Annotated in this window: 16 protein-coding genes; 10 read left to right on the top strand and 6 right to left on the bottom strand. The window is 62.3% G+C overall.

Annotation, left to right across the window (positions count from 1 at the left end):
• Positions 1-40: 40 nt before the first annotated feature.
• The 6 genes from MFF34_RS11925 to MFF34_RS11900 all read right to left on the bottom strand — a co-directional run bounded on the left by MFF34_RS11925 (position 41) and on the right by MFF34_RS11900 (position 6,917).
• Entirely contained in the window at positions 41-991 is a 951-nt protein-coding gene (locus tag MFF34_RS11925) for a sugar kinase (protein ID WP_027593349.1), read from the bottom strand.
• Positions 984-1,763: a sugar phosphate isomerase/epimerase gene (locus tag MFF34_RS11920; protein ID WP_238213917.1), complete on the bottom strand. Its 780-nt coding sequence runs from the start codon at positions 1,761-1,763 to the stop codon at positions 984-986. The genes MFF34_RS11925 and MFF34_RS11920 overlap by 8 nt, the downstream gene beginning before the upstream one ends.
• Before the next feature lie 63 nt (positions 1,764-1,826).
• Positions 1,827-2,849, bottom strand: a complete 1,023-nt coding sequence (locus MFF34_RS11915) for a LacI family DNA-binding transcriptional regulator (RefSeq protein WP_238213916.1) — start codon at positions 2,847-2,849, stop codon at positions 1,827-1,829.
• Between the two features lie 234 nt (positions 2,850-3,083).
• The gene (locus tag MFF34_RS11910) at positions 3,084-4,376 is read right to left on the bottom strand and encodes a cytochrome c (RefSeq protein ID WP_238213914.1); all 1,293 of its coding nucleotides are present in this window, start codon (positions 4,374-4,376) and stop codon (positions 3,084-3,086) included.
• A 12-nt stretch (positions 4,377-4,388) separates the two neighbouring features.
• Entirely contained in the window at positions 4,389-6,173 is a 1,785-nt protein-coding gene (locus MFF34_RS11905; RefSeq protein ID WP_238213912.1) for a GMC family oxidoreductase, read from the bottom strand.
• A 3-nt stretch (positions 6,174-6,176) separates the two neighbouring features.
• Positions 6,177-6,917, bottom strand: a complete 741-nt coding sequence (locus MFF34_RS11900; protein ID WP_027593354.1) for a gluconate 2-dehydrogenase subunit 3 family protein — start codon at positions 6,915-6,917, stop codon at positions 6,177-6,179.
• A gap of 314 nt (positions 6,918-7,231) precedes the next feature.
• Here MFF34_RS11900 and MFF34_RS11895 point away from each other — a divergent pair, with 314 nt between their 5' ends.
• From MFF34_RS11895 to MFF34_RS11850, 10 genes are all read left to right on the top strand, one after another.
• Entirely contained in the window at positions 7,232-7,921 is a 690-nt protein-coding gene (locus MFF34_RS11895; RefSeq protein ID WP_238213910.1) for a histidine phosphatase family protein, read from the top strand.
• Positions 7,922-7,923: 2 nt separating this feature from the next.
• Positions 7,924-8,802: a phosphatase PAP2 family protein gene (locus MFF34_RS11890; protein ID WP_238213908.1), complete on the top strand. Its 879-nt coding sequence runs from the start codon at positions 7,924-7,926 to the stop codon at positions 8,800-8,802.
• A 468-nt stretch (positions 8,803-9,270) separates the two neighbouring features.
• Positions 9,271-11,451, top strand: coding sequence for a type VI secretion system Vgr family protein (locus tag MFF34_RS11885; protein WP_238213906.1), 2,181 nt, complete (start codon positions 9,271-9,273; stop codon positions 11,449-11,451).
• Positions 11,451-12,329 (top strand): DUF4123 domain-containing protein, encoded by an 879-nt coding sequence (locus MFF34_RS11880; RefSeq protein WP_238213896.1) that lies wholly within the window; start codon positions 11,451-11,453, stop codon positions 12,327-12,329. Before MFF34_RS11885 ends, MFF34_RS11880 begins: the two co-directional genes overlap by 1 nt.
• Before the next feature lie 11 nt (positions 12,330-12,340).
• Positions 12,341-15,007 (top strand): T6SS effector BTH_I2691 family protein, encoded by a 2,667-nt coding sequence (locus tag MFF34_RS11875; RefSeq protein WP_238213887.1) that lies wholly within the window; start codon positions 12,341-12,343, stop codon positions 15,005-15,007.
• A complete protein-coding gene (locus MFF34_RS11870; protein WP_238213885.1) occupies positions 15,007-16,143 on the top strand; it encodes a DUF6708 domain-containing protein in 1,137 nt (378 codons plus the stop codon). The genes MFF34_RS11875 and MFF34_RS11870 overlap by 1 nt, the downstream gene beginning before the upstream one ends.
• A gap of 224 nt (positions 16,144-16,367) precedes the next feature.
• Complete coding sequence (locus MFF34_RS11865) at positions 16,368-17,696, top strand: hypothetical protein (RefSeq protein WP_027593360.1); 1,329 nt, start codon at positions 16,368-16,370, stop codon at positions 17,694-17,696.
• A gap of 32 nt (positions 17,697-17,728) precedes the next feature.
• On the top strand, positions 17,729-19,960 hold the full coding sequence (locus MFF34_RS11860; RefSeq protein ID WP_238213883.1) for an Ig-like domain-containing protein: 2,232 nt from the start codon (positions 17,729-17,731) through the stop codon (positions 19,958-19,960).
• Between the two features lie 16 nt (positions 19,961-19,976).
• Positions 19,977-20,450, top strand: coding sequence for a curlin (locus MFF34_RS11855; RefSeq protein ID WP_238213881.1), 474 nt, complete (start codon positions 19,977-19,979; stop codon positions 20,448-20,450).
• Positions 20,451-20,466: 16 nt separating this feature from the next.
• Entirely contained in the window at positions 20,467-21,912 is a 1,446-nt protein-coding gene (locus MFF34_RS11850; protein WP_238213878.1) for a curlin, read from the top strand.
• Positions 21,913-21,961: the final 49 nt, after the last annotated feature.

The following is a 21,961-nucleotide window of genomic DNA, read 5'->3' as shown; positions in this document are numbered from 1 at the left end:
GAGCTTTTTGTTTTTGTCGCAACAGGTAGGGGCCAGGCGTTCAGGCGCTTATGCGCAGGTCATGGGTTTCGAGTTCGTGACGCAGCGGCAAGCCTTCCATGTCGCCGCGCGACTGCACGGCGCGGCTGCCACACCAGTTGCCGCGCGCCACCGCCTCGGGCAGTTCACGGCCTTCGAGCAGCGCACTGAGCACGCCGACAGCAAAGGCGTCACCCGCACCGACGGTGTCCACCACCTTGGCCACCGGCACCGGGGCTACCTGGCCATCGCCTTTGGCGGTGCGAAAATACGCGCCTTCGTCCCCCAGCTTGATCACCACCAGCTCCACCCCTTTGTCGAGGTAGAACGCGGCAATGTCCGCCGGTGCGTGCTGGCCGGTCAGCAGGCGGCCTTCTTCAAGGCCCGGCAGTACCCAGTCAGCCTTGACTGCCAGGGCATTGATCTCGTGGATCATGTGCGTGCGGTCCGGCCACAGCGATGGGCGCAGGTTAGGGTCAAAGGAAATGCTTCGCCCGGCAGCGCGCATGCCATCCACCAATGCATGCGACAAGGCCCTGCACTCGGCTGAAAGCGCCAGCGGAATGCCAGTGGCATGCAGGTGGCGGGCCTGCAGCCAATGTGGGCGGATCAATGCCGGGGACAAACGGCGCGCCGCTGAATGGCTGCGAAAGTATTCCACTGCCGGGTCACTGCCATCATCGCAGCGGGCTTTGAGCTGAAAACCGGTGGGGTGTTGCGGGTCGACTTCAACGTCACTGCAGTCCAGGCCTTCCCGGCGCAGGCTGTCGAGGACGAAGCGCCCCAGGGAGTCGTCGCCCACCCGGCTCAGCCAGCGGACCTTGAAGCCCAGCCGCGACAGGCCGATGGCAACGTTGCTGTCGGCACCGGCGATGCGTTTGCCGAACTGCCCGACATGCGCCAGGTCTCCCACCTGCTCGGCGACGAACATGGCCATGGTTTCGCCGAAGCACAGCACGTCATGCTCATGCATGGCTGACCTCCTCGGCCAGGCCCAGCGCAGACAGCGCCACTACCTGGGCACGGGTCAGCGCGAGCAAGTCGTCGGCGGCCAACGGGTATTCCACGGCACGCACCACGCCGGGCGTGAACGCGGCCAGCAAGGCATCCCACGCTTGCAGATCATCAGCCTGCGGCGGCACGGCGACCAGTCGCCCACCAGGCTGGCGCTCGACCGCCTTGCAGTGCACATAACGCACCCAACGCCCCAGTTGGCGAGCCGCTTGCTGCACAGGCTCGCCCTGCCATTGCCAGTTACCGATGTCGAACGTCATGCCCAGCGCCAGCCCAAGGTCATCGGCGCGCTGGAAGAACGTGAGCAGCGGCGCGATCCGCCCGCCTTGCTCGGTCTGGTCGTTCTCGACCAACAGCTGGGGGCCATCGTCAGGCAACAGCGAGCGTAAGGCCGCCACATCGCAGGTGTCATCGAAATGCCCCAGCGATACCTTCAGGGCCACCGCGCCCATCGCGCGGGCCAGCGCCAGTTTCTGCGTCAGGCGTGGGTCTGGCAGGCCCTGCGCCGTCCACAGTTCAAGGGGCGTGGAATACAGGCATTCGAGCCGCAACGCGGTGACGGCGGCGGCCAGCGCTTCGGTGTCCGGCGCGCTTTCGAACAGTTCTTCACGAAATTCGACACGGGTTACGCCGGCAGCGGCCAGCATGTCCAGAAAATGTTGCTGGCCGCGCTGCCGTACCAAGCTGGCACCGTAGCTGGAGAGGCTGATGGAAACGGGGTTCGAGCGCATTGTTATTGTCCTTATGAAACCGGTTTCATTTTTATGCACGTCAAGCCGCAACGTGCCTTTCGTTCAGTCGCGTGAGTGGGTTGAACCTCGGATGATCAGGTCGGCCTTGAAGTCGATGCGCCGTGGCGCCCCGCGTTCGCCGCGCAGGCGGCCCAGCAGGCACTCGAATGCCGCCACGCCGATACGCTCGGTGGGTTGGGCCAATGCCGTGATGCCGCTGCCGACCAAGGGGTACCAGTCCAGTTCGTCGAGGGCGATCAGGCCGACGTCGTCGAACAAGCCGCAGCCGGCGTCGTGCAGGGTTCGGGTGACGGCCAGCGTCGCCACACCGTTGAAGGTGAAGATTGCTTGAGGGCCATGACCGCTGGCCGAAAGAAATGAAGCCAGGCCGGCGTGAAGGTCGGGGCTGACTTCCAGCACCTGTTGACGCATGCCCGGGCGCCGGTTGATGGAAGCGCCAAATGCCTGCACCCGCTCTTGGCGCGAACTGGTGCCATCGAGCGGTTCGGTTACCGCCAGAATGTCGCGGTAGCCTTGCGCCTGCAGGTGATCCAGGGCTTGTTCGACGGCGTCGGCATTGTCCAGGCCGACCAGGTCGACATTGAGTTCAGGCAGTTGGCGGTCCACCAGCACCATGGGCATCTCGCGCTGCAGGTTCAGCAGTTCGCCGGGATGATGGCCGAGGGTGTTCACGATCAGGCCCTCGACGTTGTAGGACTGCAGGGCCACCAGGTGATGGCGCTCTTGATCGTCGTCGCGGTTGGTGTTGCACACCACCAGGCTGTAGCCGTGTTGGCGGCAGGCGGTTTCGACGCCGTGCATCACCGCCACCGAATAGGGGTTGAGGATGTCTGCCACCAGCATGCCGATCAGCCGAGTCTGGCCGCGTTTGAGGCCCCTGGCCATCTGGTTGGGGCGATAGCCGAGGCGCTCGATGACTTCTTCCAGGCGCTTGGCGGTCGCCTCGGCCAGCAACTGGCGATCGCCACCGATGTAGCGCGAGACAGTGGCCTTGGACACGCCGGCCACACGGGCTACTTCGCTGATGGTCACCCGCTCGCGGGCATTGGCAGGCATATCGGTCATGGGTGTCCCTTGTGATTATTTTCGGTGACAGGCTATGAAACCGGTTTCAATACACCAAAACCGGCGCGTTTCGTCACCTACCGTTCGTCGGCAAGTTTACACGTTCCCGGTAGGAGCAGCCTTGTGCTGCGAAAAGGCCAGTACCCGCCACGAATTTCTGTGGTCTGTACCGGCCTTTTCGCAGCACAAGGCTGCTCCTACAGGGGGCGTGCAAGCCTTGAATTTTGCGAAGTATTAGTGGGTCGTTACCTGCCCAAGGTCATCCCCAGAGGTGTGTTTCAGGTCATCCGTGCGCAGCTTGGCGACATCGCCCGCCTTCACCGCCCCGCCCTGGTTGCCCCAGCTGGTACGAATGAAGCTCACCACATCAGCGACTTCCTGATCGCTCAGGCGCCAGCCAAACGCCGGCATGGTGAAGTTCGACGGGGCGGTGTGCGTCGCAGGCACCGTGCCACCGGCCAGCACCACATGGATCAGCGAGGTGGCATCAGTGGTCTGCACCACCGGGTTACCAGCCAGTGCCGGGAACACCCGGCTGTAGCCATGGCCATCGGTGCGGTGGCACGCCGCGCAGTTGTCGATGTATACCGACGCCCCGCGCTTGCTGTCATCGCCGTTCCACAGCGCCTCGGCGACCTGCTTGTCATACGCATGCGGCTGGTCATCGGGGTTGCTGGGCGGCAGCGTTTTCAGGTACCGGGCAATGGCCGTCAGGTCAGCCTCGCTCATGTACTGCATGCTGTGCTCGACCACATCGCTCATGCCACCGAACACCGCACTGCGGTCGCTTCGGCCGGTCTTGAGAAACTGCACCAGCTGCGCTTCGCTCCAGCTGCCCAGGCCATCCTTGTGATCACCGCGCAGGCTCTTGGCAATCCAGCCTTCAAGCGGGGCGCTGCCTGCCAGAAACTGCTCGCCATCCTGCGGGCTCAGTGCCTTTTCCTGCAGGGTCAGGGCGCGCGGGGTATGGCATGCGCCACAGTGCCCCAGCCCTTCGACCAGATAAGCACCGCGGTTGACCACCGGGTCGGCGGCAGCCGAGGCCTGCCAGGCCTTCACCTGCGGCGCGAACAGCCCCCGCCAGATCGCCAGCGGCCAGCGCATGCTCAACGGCCAGGGGATGTCCGTCGCCTTGTTCGGCTGCGCCACCGGCTCGACGCCCTGCATGAAGTAGGCGTACAACGCGCGCATGTCGTCATCGCTGACGCGTGCATACGAGGGATACGGCATGGCCGGGTACAACGTGCTGCCGTCCTTGCCGACGCCATGGCGCACGGCTTGGTCGAAGTCTTCGAAGCTGTAGTTGCCGATGCCGCTGGCATCAGGGGTGATATTGGTCGAGTAGACCGTGCCGATGGGGGTTTCCATGGGCAGCCCGCCGGCGAATGGCTTGCCGCCTTTGGCCGTGTGGCAGGCCACGCAGTCGCCCGCGCGCGCCAGGTACTCGCCTTGCTTGACCAACGCGCTGTCCGCCTGGGCTGAAAGGCTTGCACCGCACAGGATGGTGGCGATCAACAGTGTCTTCATGCTCATCGCTCCTCAAGCCTGAACCAGTGGGCCAGGGTTTTTCAGGTACTGCTCACGGATCGCCCGTGCAGACCAGTACGTCAATGCCGCGACCAACCCGGTCGGGTTGTAACCCAACCCCTGCGGGAATGCCGACGCCCCCGGGACGAAAACGTTGTGGACGTCCCAGCTCTGCAGATAGCGGTTAAGCGCACTGGTCTTGGGGTCAGTGCCCATGATTGCGCCACCGTTGAGGTGGGTGGTCTGGTAGCTGGCAGTGTTGAAGTGTTCCTTGACCTTTTTGCCCAACACAGCAATAGACTTCGGGTTCATCGCCTGGGCGATCTTGCTGAGCTTGTCGACCATGAACTGGTTCATCTTGATGTCGTTTTCCTGCCAGTCGAAGGTCATGCGCAGCAACGGTTGGCCAAAGGCGTCCCGGTAGGTCGGGTCCAGGTCCAGGTAGTTGCCACGGTACGACTGGTGCGCGCCATGCGCATCCATCGAAACCTGGTGGGTGTAGTAGTCGGCCGTGGCCTTCTTCCAAGCGCTGCCCCAGGTGGGCGTGCCGGGCGGGTTGGCGATACCGGCGATCGGGCGGCTGCCCGCCTGGTTGACCCACATGGGTGAACCACCGACAAAACCGTGAGGGCCGTGATCGAAGTTGTCAGCGTTGAAATCATCGATCGCAATGCCGTTACCGCCAGCACCGATGAAGTTGTTGGTGTAGGTGTCCTTGTCGAAGAACGCCTTGACCGTGCCCATGTTCTGGTACGCGAAATTGCGCCCGACAACGCCTTCGTTCTTGACCGGGTCATAAGGCTTACCGATGCCGGACAGCAGCATCAGGCGCACGTTGTTGAACTGGAAGGCTGCGAGAATCACCAGGTCCGCCGGTTGCTCCACCTCCCGGCCTTGTGCGTCGATGTAGGTCACGCCCGTGGCTTTGCGCTTGCTGTCATCCAGGTTCACGCGCAGCACATGGGCATTGGCGCGCAGCTCGAAGTTCGGCACCTGGCGCAGTGCGGGCAGGATGTTCACGTTGGGCGAGGCTTTGGAGTACATGTAGCACACGTAGCCGCTGCAGAAGCCGCAGAAGTTGCACGGCCCCATCTGCGCGCCGTACGGGTTGGTGTAAGGGCCCGACGTGTTGGCCGATGGCAGGTTGTACGGCTTGTAGCCGAGGCTGGTGGCGGCCTTTTCGAACAGTTTTGCCGACACCACATTTTTTTGTGCAGGCAGCGGGAACGGGTTGGAGCGATCAGGCGCATAGGGGTTGCCGCCCTTCCCTTCACCCACCACCGTGCCGTTGACGGTCCAGGCCTGGCCCGAGGTGCCGAACACCTTCTCGGCAAAATCGAAGTACGGCTCAAGCTCCTGGTACGTGACGCCGAAGTCTTGGATGGTCATGCCTTCAGGGATGAACGCCTTGCCGTAGCGTTCTTCGTAATGGCTACGCATGCGCAGCTCGATCGGGTCTACCCGAAAATGCACGCCGGACCAATGCAAGCCCGCGCCGCCCACGCCCTTGCCTGGCAAGAAGGCGCCCAACTGACGGTTGGGCAACGCAACGTCGTTGACGCTGTGACGGATAGTGACGGTCTCTTTCGACACATCGACGAACAGCTTCTTGCGCACGCTGTAGGTCAGCTCATCGATCACCTGCGGGTAGCTGCCCTCAGGGTAGGTGTCCTGCATTGGCCCGCGCTCGAGGGCGACCACCTGCAGCCCCGCCTCGGTCAATTCCTTGGCCATGATCGCGCCGGCCCAGCCGAAGCCCACGATCACGGCGTCTACTTTCTTCAACACATTCGCCATGCTTCAGGCCCTCTCGCCACGGATCGACACTGCCGGGAACGGGTAAGGCTCGTTGCGCTCGACCCAGTCCATGAAGTCTGCCCGTGCACCGGGGAAGCCGATCTGGGTCCAGCCCACCATGCCTTTGTTGCCACCGTGAATCGGGTCGCAGAAGAACCCCTCGCGGGTGTTCTGAACCAGCAAGCTGAAAAACAGCTTGGCCGGCAGCGCGTCGAACACCAGCTCACCGGCTTCGACCTTGGCGAGAATACGGTCTCGGGTAGCGCTATCTTGCGCAGCAAACACTTGGCCCGAGTTGGCTTTGCACCAGCCGTCCACGGCAGCGATGCCCAGCCGGTAGATTTGTTGCGGGCTGAGTTGCAGCTGGTAGCCCAATTCTGGTGGGGCGTCGGCGTTGAACGGCCCCTGCATGTACCACTGGGCGCCCGTGGCATAGGGGGTATTCATCTGGCGGTCGATGAACTCGGCGGCACCCGCTTCGAGCGCACCTGGGCCCAGTTCGTCCGCAGGGATGATGCGGGCAACGGCCGCTTGCACGAAGGCCCATTCTTCGGCGGTGAAAAAGGTTGGCTGATAATCGCCCGCAGGCGCAGCGACAGGCACCTTGGGCTCACGCACAGGTTCGGCCAGCAGTTGGCTGGCACCCAAGCCCAGCCCGGTGCTGGCCACGGTGGCGACCGGTATCAAGGTCAAGGTCTTGCGCAGGAATTCCCGGCGCGGATTGTCTGGGGCATGCTCAGGCATTTCAAATCCTCATCAGCGGTAGGGGCGGCCTTGGTTTGCGCCATCTGATTTTTCAATGGGGTACTCGCGCAAGCGGGCGCGTGTAGAAGACAGCCGAATAATCTAGCGCGTTCAGAAATGTTTTGAAACCGGTTTCATTCTTGACTTTATTGCTGTTCCGTAAGCGATGAGTTGCCGGCATGGGCATACCCGGCAAGACAATTTTCACATCTACCTCACTTACTGCTGACATCCGCCTGCCTAAAGTGCGCGCACTCTCAAAGGATCCGAGCCTCAGGTTCGCATCCGTTGCCCGTGCTCACTGGAGTGACAGCATGCTGCATGGCGTCATCGACACCCCGCCGGCCCTTAAACTCGCCCGGCCCTACCGATTGCCCCGCGCCAAAGCGCTGCTGGTGGCGATGTGCGTATCGCTCGCGCTGGTGGCTCTCGCTGCCTGGGCAACCGCACGCCCCGCCCTTGCAGACCTTGGCAACCCGCATACGCTGCACAGCAGCGGCTTGCACAGCGCCTGGTCCAAGGGCTCAGTCATTGTGGTTATTCGTCACGCCGAACGCTGCGACCGCTCACGCGGTGCCTGCCTGGACGACCCCACCGGTATTACCTTGGCGGGCAGCCGGGTAGCCGCCGACGTCGGCCAAGGCCTGCACCGCCTTGGCCTGCTTAGTGCAGATGTTTGGGCCAGCCCGGAAGTGCGCACCCGGCAGACCGCGCAGTCCATGTTCGGCAAGGCTATCGCCACCCAGGACTGGCTCAACCAGTGTGACCACACCTTCGCCAGCAATGCCTTCGCCCATAAGCAACCCGGCCGCAACCTCGTGCTGGTCAGCCACAGTGGCTGCCTGGAGCAGGTGGAGCGCCAGCTCAACGTCGACACTGACGCGGACTCCAACCGCTACGCCAGCGCGCTGTTCATCACCCAGGGCGAAGATGGCAAGGCCCGGGTGCTGGGCCAGATGGATGCCAGCCAGTGGCGCAAACTCGCTGATGCCCGGGAAATCTGACCATGCCTGTACCTTCACGCGCCGCCTTCTACCGCAACAACCTGCTGCTACCGCTGCTGCTGGCGGGCATCGTCTTCGTCGCCTTCGACCTGACCGAACTCGACCGCTGGATCAGCAACCTGCTGATCGATCCGGCCACCGGTCAATTTCCGCTGTTGCACAATCAATGGTTCGAAAAGGTCACCCACAAGTGGCCACGGGTATTACCGAACTGGACCGGTGAACTGGCCGTGATCGGCTCGCTGCTGTCGTTCGCTTGGCCGCGCCTGGCCAATCACCCGCAATGGGGCCTTACGCGGTGGCTGGAAACCGCACGAATCGCACCAGTATTGCGCTTCACGACCCACCACCGCCGCGACTTGTTGTTCGTGGTGGTCGCGTTCGCGCTGTGCACCACGGTCATCCACTACCTGAAAAGCCATACCAGCGTGTACTGCCCGGTGGAAACGACGCTGTACGGCGGCCAGCAGGCGCGGGTCGAGTGGTTCGAGCACTTCTCCTGGCTGGACAAGGCCGGCGATGGCCGATGCTGGCCAGGCGGTCATGCGTCCAGTGGTTTCACCTTGCTGGCCCTGTACTTCGTAGCGCTACGCCACCGCTGGATGCATGCGCGCAAGCTGCTGGTGGCGATCCTGTTGCTGGGGTTCGTCTACGGCACCACCCGCGTGCTGCAAGGCTGGCACTACATGTCCCACACCTTCTGGGCAGGGCTGTTCGTCTGGTTCACCACCTGGGCCACTGCCTTGCTGTTCTACGGCCGCCTGGCCTTGCAGGCGCCAAATCACAGCCCTGCAAGCCATCGTTCTCCAGCCCATTCGATCAGCTCACTACCCTTGCAAGCCCAGCTTTGCGCCGAGCAAGAGCCGAATCGAGATGCTTGAACACACCCTTCGCCTTGATTACCTGCAACCAATTGTTTCTTAACAGAATAGAAATCGAACTTTCCTACACGTTTATAGGACGCTCAGTACTCACCCATGAATTGATTCCTCGTTAGTGTTCAGGCTTCAGCTAAATGCTTGCGTCTGGCCGCATGGTCGGCCCATGCCCAGTGCATACGCTGCCTGCCCATACACGAGGAACAGGAATGTTCAGGGATCCCGATGGCACTGGTAAAACAGTGCTCACCAACAAGCCAATCCTGCTTGAAGACGTGCGTGGGGAGCAGCCATCGCATACCCGTGCACGACGGAAAGCCCCCCACTGCGCAAGCTGTCGGCAATACCCTGGAGCCCGCAGGTGCTCTCCCTCATCCCCGCCGAAGTTCTCGAGTCGCTCAACGTCATCTTGCAGCAGTAGCGGGCAAGTGCTCGTCATGACCGTACTCAGGCACTTTCGGGGGAATCCACATGCCTAGCCAATCCGATTTGCGCTTCACCTTCCAGCCGCTGGTCGGCCAGGTTGAGTTTGAAGTGGTTTCGTTCGAGCTCGACGAAGCAATCAGCACACCCTTCCAGTTGAACCTGGAGCTGGTCAGTTACCAAGACGATGTCGATTTTGGCCAGCTGCTCGACAAACCGGTGCTGTTCACCCTCTGGCGGGGAGCCCACCCCGTGCGCTACGTGCACGGCCTGGTCAGCACCTTCAGCCAAGGAGAGACAGGTTTTCACCGGACGCGCTACCGCGCCTTGGTCGAACCCACGCTGGCGCGTGCCAGGCTGCGCTCGAACTGGCGCATCTTCCAGCAAAAAACCGCCTCGCAGATTCTCGAGCTCATGCTCAAACGCCAAGGCATCCTTCATTTTGAGCTGCACAGCTGCGGTGAACATGCGGTACGGGAATTCTGCGTGCAGGCGGGTGAAACCGACCTGGACTTCATCGCCCGCCTCGCCGCCGAGGAAGGCTTTGTCTACTGCTTCGAGCACACACCCAAACACCACATGCTGGTCATCACCGACCGGTTGCTCTCGCTGGGCCAGATCAGCCGGGGTGTTATCAAGATCGATGATGACGATGAAGGGTTCGTCGATGACGATGACATCGACCCAGACGCAGTACTGTATCGCGCTAATAGCGGTGGCGATCAGGCAAAGGCTTGTCTACGCCGCCTGCGCTACAGCGAGCAGGTACGCACTGCACGACAGGTGCAACGCGACTATACGTTCACCAACCCGGAATACCGCCAGGAACACCGCGCAGAAGCGAGTGGCCTGACGCACCAATCCACCGCGTACGAGCGCTTCGACTACCCCGGCCGCTACAAGCGTGATGCGGTCGGCGTGCCCTTCACCGCCACCCGGATCACCGCGCTGCGCCATGATGCCCGCATTGCCGAAGTGCAAGGCGATGACGTGCGCCTGCAACCGGGGCTGAGCTTCACCCTGATCGAGCACCCGCGACCAGACTTGAACGTGCACTGGCGTGTAATCAAGGTGCACCACGAAGGTACCCAGTTCACCAGCCTGCAGGAGGAAGCCGCCGGCGCCAGGCAAGGCACGCACTATAGCCAAGACGCCGTGCTGGTGCCAGGCAGAACCGAATGGCGCCCAGCGCCGTTGGCCAAACCACGCATCGACGGCCCGCACATGGCCACCGTCGTCGGCCCAGTTGGCGAGGAGATCCATTGCGACCAGTGGGGCCGGGTCAAGGTCAGCTTCCCTTGGGACAGGGAGAGCGAAAACAATGAATTCAGCTCCTGCTGGGTGCGGGTGTCGCAAGGCTGGGCCGGTGGCAGCTGGGGCTCGATGGCCATCCCGCGTATTGGCCAGGACGTGATCATCCAGTACGTCAACGCCGACCCGGACCAGCCGATGATCACCGGCCGCACCTATTGCGGCAATCAGCTGCCCCCGTACGACCTGCCCGAGCACAAGACGCGCATGACCATCAAGAGCCAGACCCACAAAGGCGATGGCTTCAATGAACTGCGTTTCGAGGACGAACTGGGTCGCCAGGAGGTGTTCATCCATGCAGAAAGGGACCAGAACAACGTTGTAAAGCATAACGAAACGACGCAGGTTGGCAATGATCGCGCCGAACGGGTCGAGCGTGACGAAACGGTTTCGATTGGCCAGGACCGCCGGGAAGACGTCGGCCGGGACGAGTCCGTCAGCATCGGCCAAGACCGGATTCACGACATCGGCAATGACAACAACTTGAAGATTGGCCGGACGCACACGATCGTCACCGGCCAGGACCGCATCGAGACGGTTGGCAACCAGCGCCAGGACATTACCAAAGCCAACCACACGGTAGAAATTGGTGGCCACCTCGAACAAGTGGTGGGCGGTCATCACGTGTTGCAGACCGGCGAAGCCATCCGGCACACCACCAAGGTTTATGACATACAGGTCAGCGAGAGCCTGACGATCCGGAGCCCAGGCGGGCTGCTGCGAATCGATGGGGCCGGTGTCACGCTGGACGGTGTGGCAGTGGCCTTCAAAGGGCCGATCCACCAGCAGGCAAAGGGCAGCCAACGCACAACCTCGACCGCTGGCATTCCTGAGCCCGGCGAGCCCGTCTGCCTCAGTTGTTTGCTGAAAGCGATCACGAACGGCCACACCATGATCCGTATGGCGGGAGCACACTGATGCCCAGCCCATTCGTCAGAGCACTGGTCAAGGTCCTGCGAGTATCCGATCGGTACCGCCTGAGCGCGGTTGTGGAAATGGCCGATCTCTCACCCAAGGCTCGGGAAAACCTGCTCGAGTATTACTCGCAGCGCTGCTGGCCACTGTTGCAGCAAGCCCAGTTCAGCAATTTGCGAGCAGTGGGCCCCTGGCTGTTCGGCTCGCGTCCCGGCTCCGATGTTTCAGCCCAGTACGACTTTAAATGGCAGCTCGAACAAGGTGCAGAGGGCGCGGTATGTGGCTGGATAATCAGCGCATTGCCACCTGCCGAACTCGCGCTGCATTTGAGCCAGGCCAACATCGTCACAGGCGCAGATGGCCATTCGTACCTTCTGCGTTACCACACCGCTGCTGCCCTGCAAGCGCTCGATAGCCACCGTCACTTGCCTGGGGTGAGCGAATGGTTGGCACCCATCCATCACTGGTGGGCACCTGAAGCGCATCCGCACAAGACGCTGTGGTTGCAAATAGCGGGCGGCGATCAACCTCACGCTGCGCACGTCACGCCGATCACACTGGACGAAGATTGCTGGGCAGCATTGGCCGGCGACCCGCTGAGCTACCAACTTGCCGAGGTACTGAAGGACGTTCAGCACTGCCCAGCCTTGGCGGGTGCCTGCCACGGCACGCGCGTCGGCCTGATCCAGCATTACCTCGACCAGGCACGCGAGCAAGGCTTGGCCCGTGAGGAGGATCTCATCACCTATGTACTGATGATGGCTCGCGACGGTGATCAGCTCAACACCTCACCAGCCTGGCAGGAGGCAATCATCGCCACCCGCGAACAGCACACCGCCCTTATCGACAACGTGCAGCGACGCCTGCGCACAAAGGACTAAAACACACGCCCATGGATTCGCTCACCGACACGCTCGACCTGTGCAGACGTATCACAACCGGCTACCGCCCCGCGCTACGCAACAGCCCCGTCGCCGACTGCACCCGCCGCTTCGAACTGCTGCCCTTGCGATATGCCGCCGTTGGCGACAATCCGGCACAACGCGCCCGCTTGCCCAAGTTGCCGGGCTACCTCAGCCCCTTTCAGGAGGTGGCTGCGCTGACCCACTCCAGCTACGCCATCCGCCCGCTGCGCGAAGGCTTTCTTTACTTGCTGATCAAACGCCACAGCGCACTGGCGCACGAATGGCACAGCCAGTACCGCGTGGCGCCGAATGGCTCACTGTTGTACATCAGCGCCGACGCCCCATGGGAGCCTGCCCCTAGCGCAGGCAACCTGGAGGACATCATCCGCGCCTTCGGCTGGACCATCACGCTCTACGACCTGGACGACATCCAGGAGCTGCGCCCGTTGTTCAGCCCCTCCCCGCTCACGCCGCGCATGCTCGACAACTACCGCCTGCTCGAAGACGAGTACCGCAGCAGCCTGCCCGCGATCGATATCGCAGGGTTCATTCAACCCTCTGACGCGCCGCCACAGCCCCACGTGCTCAAGCACGACCAACTGAACTGGGTAGCCGACTTCAAGGCCCAGGACGACGCAGACCTGCAGGCCCTGCTCGACCTGCAGCCGTTCAACAACGCTCAGATCGTATCCCCGCACGCTTCACGGCAAGCCCTGGCACCGCCCATGAATCAAACCAAACCGCGCGGCGCCGCTATCGTGATCGAGGATGCCCTCGGCATTACCCAAGAGCTCAATGCCTGGCGCAACGCAGCCGTCGACGAGGTGAAGACCCACTGGCTTCAGCGCGTTGTGGAACCCGGCGTGGACAATGAGCGCAAACTGCTTGTTGCGCAGTCGTTTCTGGAAATCGAGAAGCTCTACCCGCAGATGATGGCCGAGCGCATCGTCAAGCGCGAGGTCATGGCCGAGGCCGTGCGCAAGCAGCCGGTGACGCCTGTGGACTTCTATGGGTTTACCAACCACGCTCGCCAGCAGGCCGATGCGCATGACGCCCGGATAAAACCTCATCTGGCGCAGTACGAACGCGAAGTTCGGGCCAAGGTTCAGGCCCGCCAGGATGCTGGCGAATTCAGCAAGAAGTTCGACCAGAAGTACGGCCACCTGGTCGACCGCCAGGCCATGCACGATCAGCTCGCAGGCTTCGAGCAAGCGATGCAACAAGCCCAGCAAGCTGCAGAAGACCGCGCCAAAGACCATACCCGATGGCTCCTCAGCGAACGCCTGCTGCAGGCCCTGGACCGTTACGACAATGCCGACCTGATCAATGGCTTGGCCTTTGCCGAGCAAACCGGCCAGTGCGTAATCGGCATGGAGCTCAGCGAGTGGGGCGCGACGGTACTGGACCACTGGTGGCGCAGCGATGTGGCGCATCGGGGCAATCTGGCAATGCGCGGCATCAGCTACAACCAGGATGACATCCGCGAAGCGCTTGCCGCGCTTCTGGAAGCGGCCAAGGCCGAGCCGGCCTCAGAGACCTCTTTCACGTTGCGTGAGTCGCTCGCCCGGCACGCGCACATCGCGGCGAATGCCTTCGGGCGCATCAACACGCTGTACGAGGAGCTACAAAGCAGAAACAGCACCGCCAGCATCGGCTTGTATGCCTGGTACGTCGCGCTGGGGCGCCAAGTGCTGCGTACCGGGGCACCTAGCAGTGTGGACCGCGCGCTGCACCATGGCCTGCGCCTGACATTGTTCGCCTCGGTACATGAAACGGCCGTCGACATACGCCTGGGCGAAGCGGCTCGCAGCGGGCAGCCCTTGAACCCTCAGCGCAGTGGTGCCCAGGTTGCACGCTATCTGGACCAGGCCTGGGCCGAAGGCCTGATGCAGGCCAACAACAGCGACTTCTACAAGGTGCGTGCTGCAGGCCTGGTGTGTTTGCTCGAAGGCATGCTGATGGCCTTCAAGGCACGCGAACTGCCAGACAGTGATGCACGGGTGAAGACCGAACTCTTGGCTGCCGCGATGACTACTGCGGCGGCGGGCTTCGAGATTGGCGCCAGTTATGTGGACCAGGTGGTGACGCGGTATGGCGCGAATAGCGTGACTGGGAGAGGGGCAGCGGCGAGCTTGGGGAGGTTGAAACTTTGGGGGGGTAGTTTGGCCAGTATCGGCGGGGGGGTGCTGGCGTGGTGGGATTTTGCAGACTGGATTAAGCATCTAGAAAGCGAACCGACTACGAAGCAAGAGAGGAGGAAGTCGAAGATTCTGGCCACTGCATACGCTTTCAGAGGAGCGGCAACCATTACATTATCATTGGCAGAGTTTGGAACAGCCGTCGCGATTGCGAGACCACTGTTCGAGCACTTGGCTAATTCAAGCTCCAATAAATTAGTAAGACTTTTTAGCCGAACCATGGCAGGGCTCGCAAACACTCTCGGCACACAAGCTGCTCGTCTGCTACTCGCTCGATTAGTGCTGGGAGCCTTTTGGATAGGCCTCGCCCTAACGCTCATAATTTACCTCCTTGAAGATGACGCACTGGAGAAGTGGTGCAAGCGCAGTTGTTTCCGCATCGGAAATAGCGCCAGCATTTACAAGGAGGAAGATGAGTTGAGGGCTCTATATTCGGCATTCAGTGAGGTTCTGTAATGTACTTGATGGAGTGGGCATTTTGGCAGATGGCAACCGAGTCAGAAGTCGCACGAAAAGCCTCCGAAGCACAGATGACACCTTCAGAGAAGCGATCAGCTAAAGACTTATACGAGGGGGATCTGGAAGAAGATATTCATTTCCGGTCTGTCAGCGAAAAACCTAATACGCGCGGCCCCGTTTTTGCCTTCAACGATGATTACATGGAGATGCGCTGCGGTGGTTCAGAAGAAAAACGTGGACTACTTACGCTTGCGATGCTCGTCGGAGTTATGCCAATCATAGGCGTCACGACAATCACCGCACTAAGTTTCCTTTGGGTTGATATAACGGATCAGACCTCACGCTCATTTATATCTGTGATGCTCACTCTTATCATGATACTAGTCGCTGGTACCACACTATATCTATATTCAAAATATGGGATAAAAATCACACGTTTGGAGATGCTGACCAGCCGTCACTTACTCATTCGCTTCAATCGAAAAACCCAACAGGTCCACCTCCATCGACCAAGTTATTGCGGCGGCATCGTAACTTTCCCCTGGAGAACAACCGGAAGCACAGGCTTGTATCCAGAGGACGACTCGCTCAGCGTAGGCGTGAGACTAGGCCTGATATGGCACCCCAGCCATACCGGCCTCCCCCACATGGAAATGGCCTTCGTTGGCAAGCAAGGCCAAGGCGGCAGCGAACTCCGTGACGAATGGGAGTTCATCCGCCGCTACATGGAAGAAGATCCACACGCCGTCCCCCGCCCCCGTCTGAGTACCCAGTTACCCTCGCCCATCCAGGCATTCAGCGCCCAATTCGAAGGCCTCGGCCGCTTCTTCCGTAAAAGCAGCTGGCTGTTCAAACTCGCCCTGCTCATGGTCTGGCCCGCTTTCGTCATCGTCGGCACCGCGCATTGGGTCAGCCTGCTGCTGTGCTGGCGACCACGCTGGCCAAAGGTGATCCGTGAGGCCGGCTTGCCCGGCAAACCAGTGCCTCCACCCACCACCTTGAGTGACTACCCGCCCGACATCCAGGAACGCCTACTCGCCAATGCCGACCGTTGGCAGCTAAAACCCGGCAAGCGTCCGGAGAAAAAACCACGGAAACCGCGCACCTCCAAATCGCCAAAAACACCGACATAAAAGCGGGCTGAACAGGTAAGCGAGTGGGTCGCAACCACCGACCCCATTCCCCAATGCTGGGGGTACCGGGCCCATTGGCAAGCAGCGTAAAAGAAACCCACTAAACGCCCGCATCCCCCGTTGTACAAGGCCTGCGAGTCATTTATTTCGGTTTGGCACGCCTATTGCCGATCTCCTCCCAGACGCCCCAAGTCCATGGGCCCGTTTGCAGGAGGAATTGACTCATGCTCCGACCGATACCCCACCCGCTGGCAGTGGCGATTTTCGCCGGCATGCTCCAGATCCCGGCACAGGCTGCATTGAACGCTGTCGACCCCGGCCCCTACAACCTTGCCAATGGCAACTTTGCAGGCTGGTACCAGGACAGTCATGGTCGCACCCTCGACCTGTGCTTGACCAAAGCGGTGAGTTCAAGGGTCGCCGGTGCTCCCGGCGCGCCGGCGTACATGTGCACACTGCTACCCACCCCCGGCGTGTTCGACGACACCCAACCCATCGCCTTCCCCACCAATTTCCCTGACGAAGCCTTCTGGTTCACCGCCGACGCCGCCATCGTCGACGCTGCACGAGGCATCGACCTGAGCTACGGCACGGCCATCGAGGCAGCATTTGCCGCCGAAGAGCCGGTCGAAGGCGACCAGGTCAGCTTCGCCCGGGTGCGTATTCGCGTCGATGTGCCGACCGCAGGCACCTACGTGGTCACCCATCCCTACGGCGTCGAAGTCTTTGACGTACCGGCCGGTGGGCGCCGGGCGATCAACATGACCCGCGACATTGGCATCGCTGGCGCTGGCGACTTCAGCGGCGCGCTCAAAGGCGATGTCGGGCCGTTCCTGCGCAGCGTCAATGGCCCCTACACCGAAGGCAGCGAGCGCTTCATCGGCGACCCGAACCTGGATGAGCGTGTGACCGGCAGCCCGTTCAACACCAACTTCGTGCGCATCGAAGGCCCGGGGGGCATCGACCTGCGGACCGAGCTGTTCTCGATCTCGGGCAAGCTTTCCGATGTTGCCCTGCCCACGCCGCTGATGCCGCAGCGCACCACCTACTCGCGGCGCACCGAGAATGGCGACCTGCACGCCCAGCAAGATGTCTTCGTCATGGCCCCGCCGCCACCGGCCGCCGTCACCCTGACCAGCCAGACGCCAAACCTGAACCTGACCGAAGCCAACGGCACCGGTGCCTGGTACGCCCAGTCGGTACTCAACCCGAATGTGCCCACCACGCTGGTACTGACCGCCGACAACAGCGTGGCCATCCCGACCAGCAGCCTGACCACGGCCAACCTGCCACTGACCGACCTGGTGACCATCACTCAGGCTGAATACCACCTGTCCACCGGGCAACTGACGCTGGTCGCCAGCACCAGTGACGAAACCAGCCCGCCCGCCCTCACCGCACACACCGGCAACGGCACGTTGCTGGGCAACCTCAGTGGCAACGGCGCGGTGAAGACATTGAGCACATCCCTTTCGCCCATCCCACCGGCCAAGGTGCAAGTCACCAGCGCCAATGGCGGTAGCGACAGCGAAGACGTGGTGCTGGTGCCATGAACAGACAAAGGCTCAGCCCTCAAGGAGGCAGCATGAACACTTGGCCACGCCGTGCGCTGTTCGCCGCCGGTTTCTCCCTCACTGTCACCAGCGCTGCCTTCGCCGCGCTGTCCGATGTCGACCCCGGGCCCTACACCTTCGCCACCGGCGGCTACCCGATGTGGTACAAGGACGGCAACGACCTGTCGCTTGAGCTGTGTCAGTCACGCGCCACCAGTTCGCGGGTTGCCGGCGCGCCGGGTGCACCGTCCTACATGTGTACTTTGTTGCCGGAGCCGGGCATCTACGACGACGCCTTGCCCCTGGTGTTCCCCGATAACTGGCCACCCGAGATGTTCTGGTTCCTGGCCGAAGCCACCATCCCGGCAGTGGGCAACAGCGGTTATGAGCTGGACGCCTATGTCGCCGGCCTTGAGGCCGCCTTTGCCGCTGAAAACCCGGTGGATGGCGACCAGCAGAGCTTTGCCCGCATCCGCATCCGCGTCTCGGTACCCCGCGCCGGTGTCTACACCATTACCCACCCCTACGGTGTCGAGACGGTCAACGTCACCACCCCTGGCCGGCGCGCGATCAACATCACCCGTGACATCGGCATCGGTGCCCCCGGTAACTTCACCGGTGCGCTCAACGGCGCGCTTGGCCCATGGCTAAGAGGCGCTGGCGGGCCGTACCTGGAGGTCAACCCAGACACCGGCGCCACCGACACCTTCATTGGTGACCCGAACAGGCCCGAGACCGTGGTCGGCAGCCCGTTCAACACCAACTTCATCCGTATCGACGGCCCGCCCGGGCGCATCGAAACGTCGCTGTTCACGGTGTCTGGCAAGGTGCTCGACCAACGAGCGCAAACGCCAGTGACCCTGGAGCGCGCCACCTACTCGCGCAATGGCTCCGGCACCCGGGTGGAGGTGTTCGCCAAGGCCCCGCATGACGCTAGTCTGTGCATGCGCAATGGCCTGGCACTGATCGGCACGCCGCCTTCGCCTTGCCAGTTCAACCTGCTGACAGACAACAACGGGCTGTTCTTCAGCCAGCAGTTCGGCCAGGCCGTGCCGCCCGCCGTGGTGGTGGTGACTGCCAGCAACAGCACTGCCGGCACCCAGCCGACCGCACTGTCGAGCAAGCTGACTGACGTGGTCAAGGTCAGCACCGCACGCTACGACTGGGCCAACAAGCGCCTGTTCATCGAGGCCCGCTCCAGCGACGAAGTGGCCATCCCCGACATGCTCGCCCAAGGCTATGGCCGGATGTCCAAATCGGGCACGCTGCAGAGCCTGACCGTGAATGACCTGGCACAGCCGCCGGCCACTGTCACAGTCAAGTCGGCCCATGGCGGCAGCGATGTGGAACCGGTGATCGTGGTCGGCAATGCGCCGGTCGAGGCGGCCAACCAACCGCCGCTGGCCCAGGCCGATGTCGGCAGCACCAGTGTCGGCATCCCGCTGACCCTCAACCTGCTGCTGAACGACAGCGACCCGGACGGCAACGTACCGCTGGCCATCAGCGACCTGACCCAACCCGGTACTGGCCTTGGCGGCGTCGTGCTCAACGGCACCACCTCGGTTACCTACACCCCACCCGTCGGTGCCACGCAACCGCTGGTGGCCACCTTCAACTACCGGGCGGTGGATGCCAAAGGCCTGAAGTCGGAACCGGCCACGGTGACCATCAACGTTGCGCCCAACCAGGCGCCAACGGCCAACCCGGAAACGGTCGCCACCCTGGGCGTGCCGCTGACCATCAACGTGCTGGCCAACGACACCGACCCGGAAGGCAACCTGCCGTTGACCGTTGCCGCCGTCACACAACCCGCCTCCGGCCGAGGAGGCGTCAGCACCGATGGCACGACGGTGACCTACACCCCACCGGCCACGGTGACGGCGGCCTTTACCACCACCTTCACCTACCAGGTGCGTGACTCGCTGGGGGCGCTGTCCAACGCCGGCACCGTCACGGTCAACGTGTCGCCACGCCCAGCCGCCGAGACCTTCGCGGTCACCGCAGCCACGGTCACGGCACGCTCCAACAACCGGTACAACTGGGACATCAGCGGCACCTCGTCGGTGACCACCGGCAACGTTGTGACCGTACGTGTCACCACCACCACCGGCGTGCAAACCCTGGGCACCACTACCGTACCGGTCACCGGGCGCTGGCGCCTGGCGGTCAGCAACAGCACCACGGTGATCCCGACCGCCGCGCCGACGGCGACCATCACCACCAGCCCAGGGACCACACGCACCGTCAACGTCGTCGTGCAGTAGAAGGCGGGAGAACGCCATGAAATGCCTGTATCCACTGTTGCTCTGCCTGGCCCTGGCGGGCCAGGCCAGCTGGGCCGAGGACCTGATGGACAACGCCGACCTTGCGGCCGGCAATGACCTCGGTGACCCCGTGATCATCCGCCTGTTACCGGTCGGCGCCGGCCAGGCAGCGGTGATCGAGCAGCAAGGCATGGGCAACCGCGCCGCCCTCGACCAGAACGGCCAGGCCCTGCTGGGCCGCATCGTCCAGGCCGGGGGCGCGCAAGAGGCGTACATCCTGCAAGAAGGTAGTGACCTGATGGCCAGCATCAGCCAGCAGGGATATGGCAACAGCGCGTCGATCCGCCAGAGCGGCAGCAGCAACAGCGCTGCCATCGACCAGATCGGCAACAACAACAGCGCCAACATCGTGCAGTCCGGCACGGGCCTCAACAGCTCCGTGACCCAAGCCGGCAATGGCCAGCATGTTCAGATCACCCAATACCGATAGACCTGGAGGCACCACCATGTTCAAGCTCGCTCCCCTCAGTGCCGCTATCGTCCTTGCCCTCGCAGGCCAGGTCATGGCTGCCGACAGCACCTCGACCCAAACTCAAGACGGCAAGGAAAACATTGCCGAAGTGACTCAGACCCTCGCGCCGTTCGCCTCGGCCACCCAGTCGCAGACCGGCAAGGGCCACAATCACCTGGCGGTGCAGGCCAACAGCACCAGCGATATCCAACAAAGCGCCACCGGCTCGTACAACGCAGGCTACGCCGAGCAGTTGTTCGAAAATGGCAGCCAGATCACCCAGCAGGCCGGGGGTAGCTATAACGATGCCTTCGCCAGCCAGTCGCTGGGCGAGAACAACCAGTCGCTGCAGACCCAGCAAGGCACTGAAAACCGCTCGACCGTGTGGCAGGACAGCCAGCTGGGCAGCCAGGCCACCACCCAGCAGTCCGGCCAGCGCAACGAAGCCTTCGTCGAGCAGACCTTCGGCGGCAGCAATAACCAGAGCATGATCATCCAGGCAGGCGCCGACAACTACGCCGCCGCCGAGCACTTGACGCATAACGACGGCAACATCCAGATCTACCAGGACGGCAAGGAAAACTGGGCTTACGGTGACCAGCGCGACGGCGAGGGTGGCACCATCGGCCTCAGCCAGACCGGTACCGGCAACTCGGTGGAGGTCTGGCAAGACACGCAAGTCGGCAGCCAGGCCAACGTCACCCAGACCGGCCAGCTCAACGAAGGCTACATCGACCAAAGCTTCGGCGACGCTAACAAGGCCACCCTCACGCAGAAAGGCAAGGCCAACGCCAGTTGGTCGGACCAGTTCGAGAGCAACAACTCGACCACCACCATTTCGCAGACCGGTAACAACAACCTGCACTACACCTACCAGAACGGCGAAAACCTGAACTTGACCGTGACCACCCAAGGCAACGGCAACAAGATCACCGCCAGCAACTGGAAAGGCGACAAGATGGGCGGCCAGTTCGGCGTCAACCAGACGGCCGTGATCAACCAGTACGGTAACGGCAACGGCGTCAACCTGACGCAGAACGGCGACAACCACCTGGCCACGCTGAACCAGACCGGCAACAACAACGCGATGCAGACCAAGCAGGCCGACAGCAACAACGAACTGTTCTTCGAGCAGAACGGCACCGACAACATCCTGGTCGCCGACCAGCGCGGTACCGACAACTATGCCTTCGGCAGCAGCGAGGGCACCGGCAACGTCATCAACCTGGACCAGTCCGGCTATAGCAACCAGAGCTACACCAACCAGCTCTACGGCAGTGGCAACGAGGCCACCATCAAGCAGGCCGACAGCATCAACGTCGCCTACGTGACCCAGGGTGGCCAGGGCAACAAGGCGTTCGTCGACCAGAGCGGCATGGCGCAAACCGCCACCATCAGCCAGCTGGGCAGCGCGAACATGGCCACTGTGACCCAAAAATAACCTGCTCCCCCCTTGAACCGCGGTGCTCACTCTCCCTGGTGCCGCGGTT

This window comes from Pseudomonas sp. PAGU 2196 (genome assembly GCF_022179005.1).
Classification (GTDB): Bacteria; Pseudomonadota; Gammaproteobacteria; order Pseudomonadales; family Pseudomonadaceae; genus Aquipseudomonas; species Aquipseudomonas kermanshahensis.
This window is presented reverse-complemented; position numbering and strand designations above follow the sequence as displayed.

Bases quoted from the DNA above. Each gene is read 5' to 3' on its own strand.
- MFF34_RS11925 (WP_027593349.1), bottom strand. From the start codon at position 991: ATGCATGAGCATGACGTGCTGTGCTTCGGCGAAACCATGGCCATGTTC.
- MFF34_RS11920 (WP_238213917.1), bottom strand. From the start codon at position 1,763: ATGCGCTCGAACCCCGTTTCCATCAGCCTCTCCAGCTACGGTGCCAGC.
- MFF34_RS11915 (WP_238213916.1), bottom strand. From the start codon at position 2,849: ATGACCGATATGCCTGCCAATGCCCGCGAGCGGGTGACCATCAGCGAA.
- MFF34_RS11910 (WP_238213914.1), bottom strand. From the start codon at position 4,376: ATGAAGACACTGTTGATCGCCACCATCCTGTGCGGTGCAAGCCTTTCA.
- MFF34_RS11905 (WP_238213912.1), bottom strand. From the start codon at position 6,173: ATGGCGAATGTGTTGAAGAAAGTAGACGCCGTGATCGTGGGCTTCGGC.
- MFF34_RS11900 (WP_027593354.1), bottom strand. From the start codon at position 6,917: ATGCCTGAGCATGCCCCAGACAATCCGCGCCGGGAATTCCTGCGCAAG.
- MFF34_RS11895 (WP_238213910.1), top strand. From the start codon at position 7,232: ATGCTGCATGGCGTCATCGACACCCCGCCGGCCCTTAAACTCGCCCGG.
- MFF34_RS11890 (WP_238213908.1), top strand. From the start codon at position 7,924: ATGCCTGTACCTTCACGCGCCGCCTTCTACCGCAACAACCTGCTGCTA.
- MFF34_RS11885 (WP_238213906.1), top strand. From the start codon at position 9,271: ATGCCTAGCCAATCCGATTTGCGCTTCACCTTCCAGCCGCTGGTCGGC.
- MFF34_RS11880 (WP_238213896.1), top strand. From the start codon at position 11,451: ATGCCCAGCCCATTCGTCAGAGCACTGGTCAAGGTCCTGCGAGTATCC.
- MFF34_RS11875 (WP_238213887.1), top strand. From the start codon at position 12,341: ATGGATTCGCTCACCGACACGCTCGACCTGTGCAGACGTATCACAACC.
- MFF34_RS11870 (WP_238213885.1), top strand. From the start codon at position 15,007: ATGTACTTGATGGAGTGGGCATTTTGGCAGATGGCAACCGAGTCAGAA.
- MFF34_RS11865 (WP_027593360.1), top strand. From the start codon at position 16,368: ATGCTCCGACCGATACCCCACCCGCTGGCAGTGGCGATTTTCGCCGGC.
- MFF34_RS11860 (WP_238213883.1), top strand. From the start codon at position 17,729: ATGAACACTTGGCCACGCCGTGCGCTGTTCGCCGCCGGTTTCTCCCTC.
- MFF34_RS11855 (WP_238213881.1), top strand. From the start codon at position 19,977: ATGAAATGCCTGTATCCACTGTTGCTCTGCCTGGCCCTGGCGGGCCAG.
- MFF34_RS11850 (WP_238213878.1), top strand. From the start codon at position 20,467: ATGTTCAAGCTCGCTCCCCTCAGTGCCGCTATCGTCCTTGCCCTCGCA.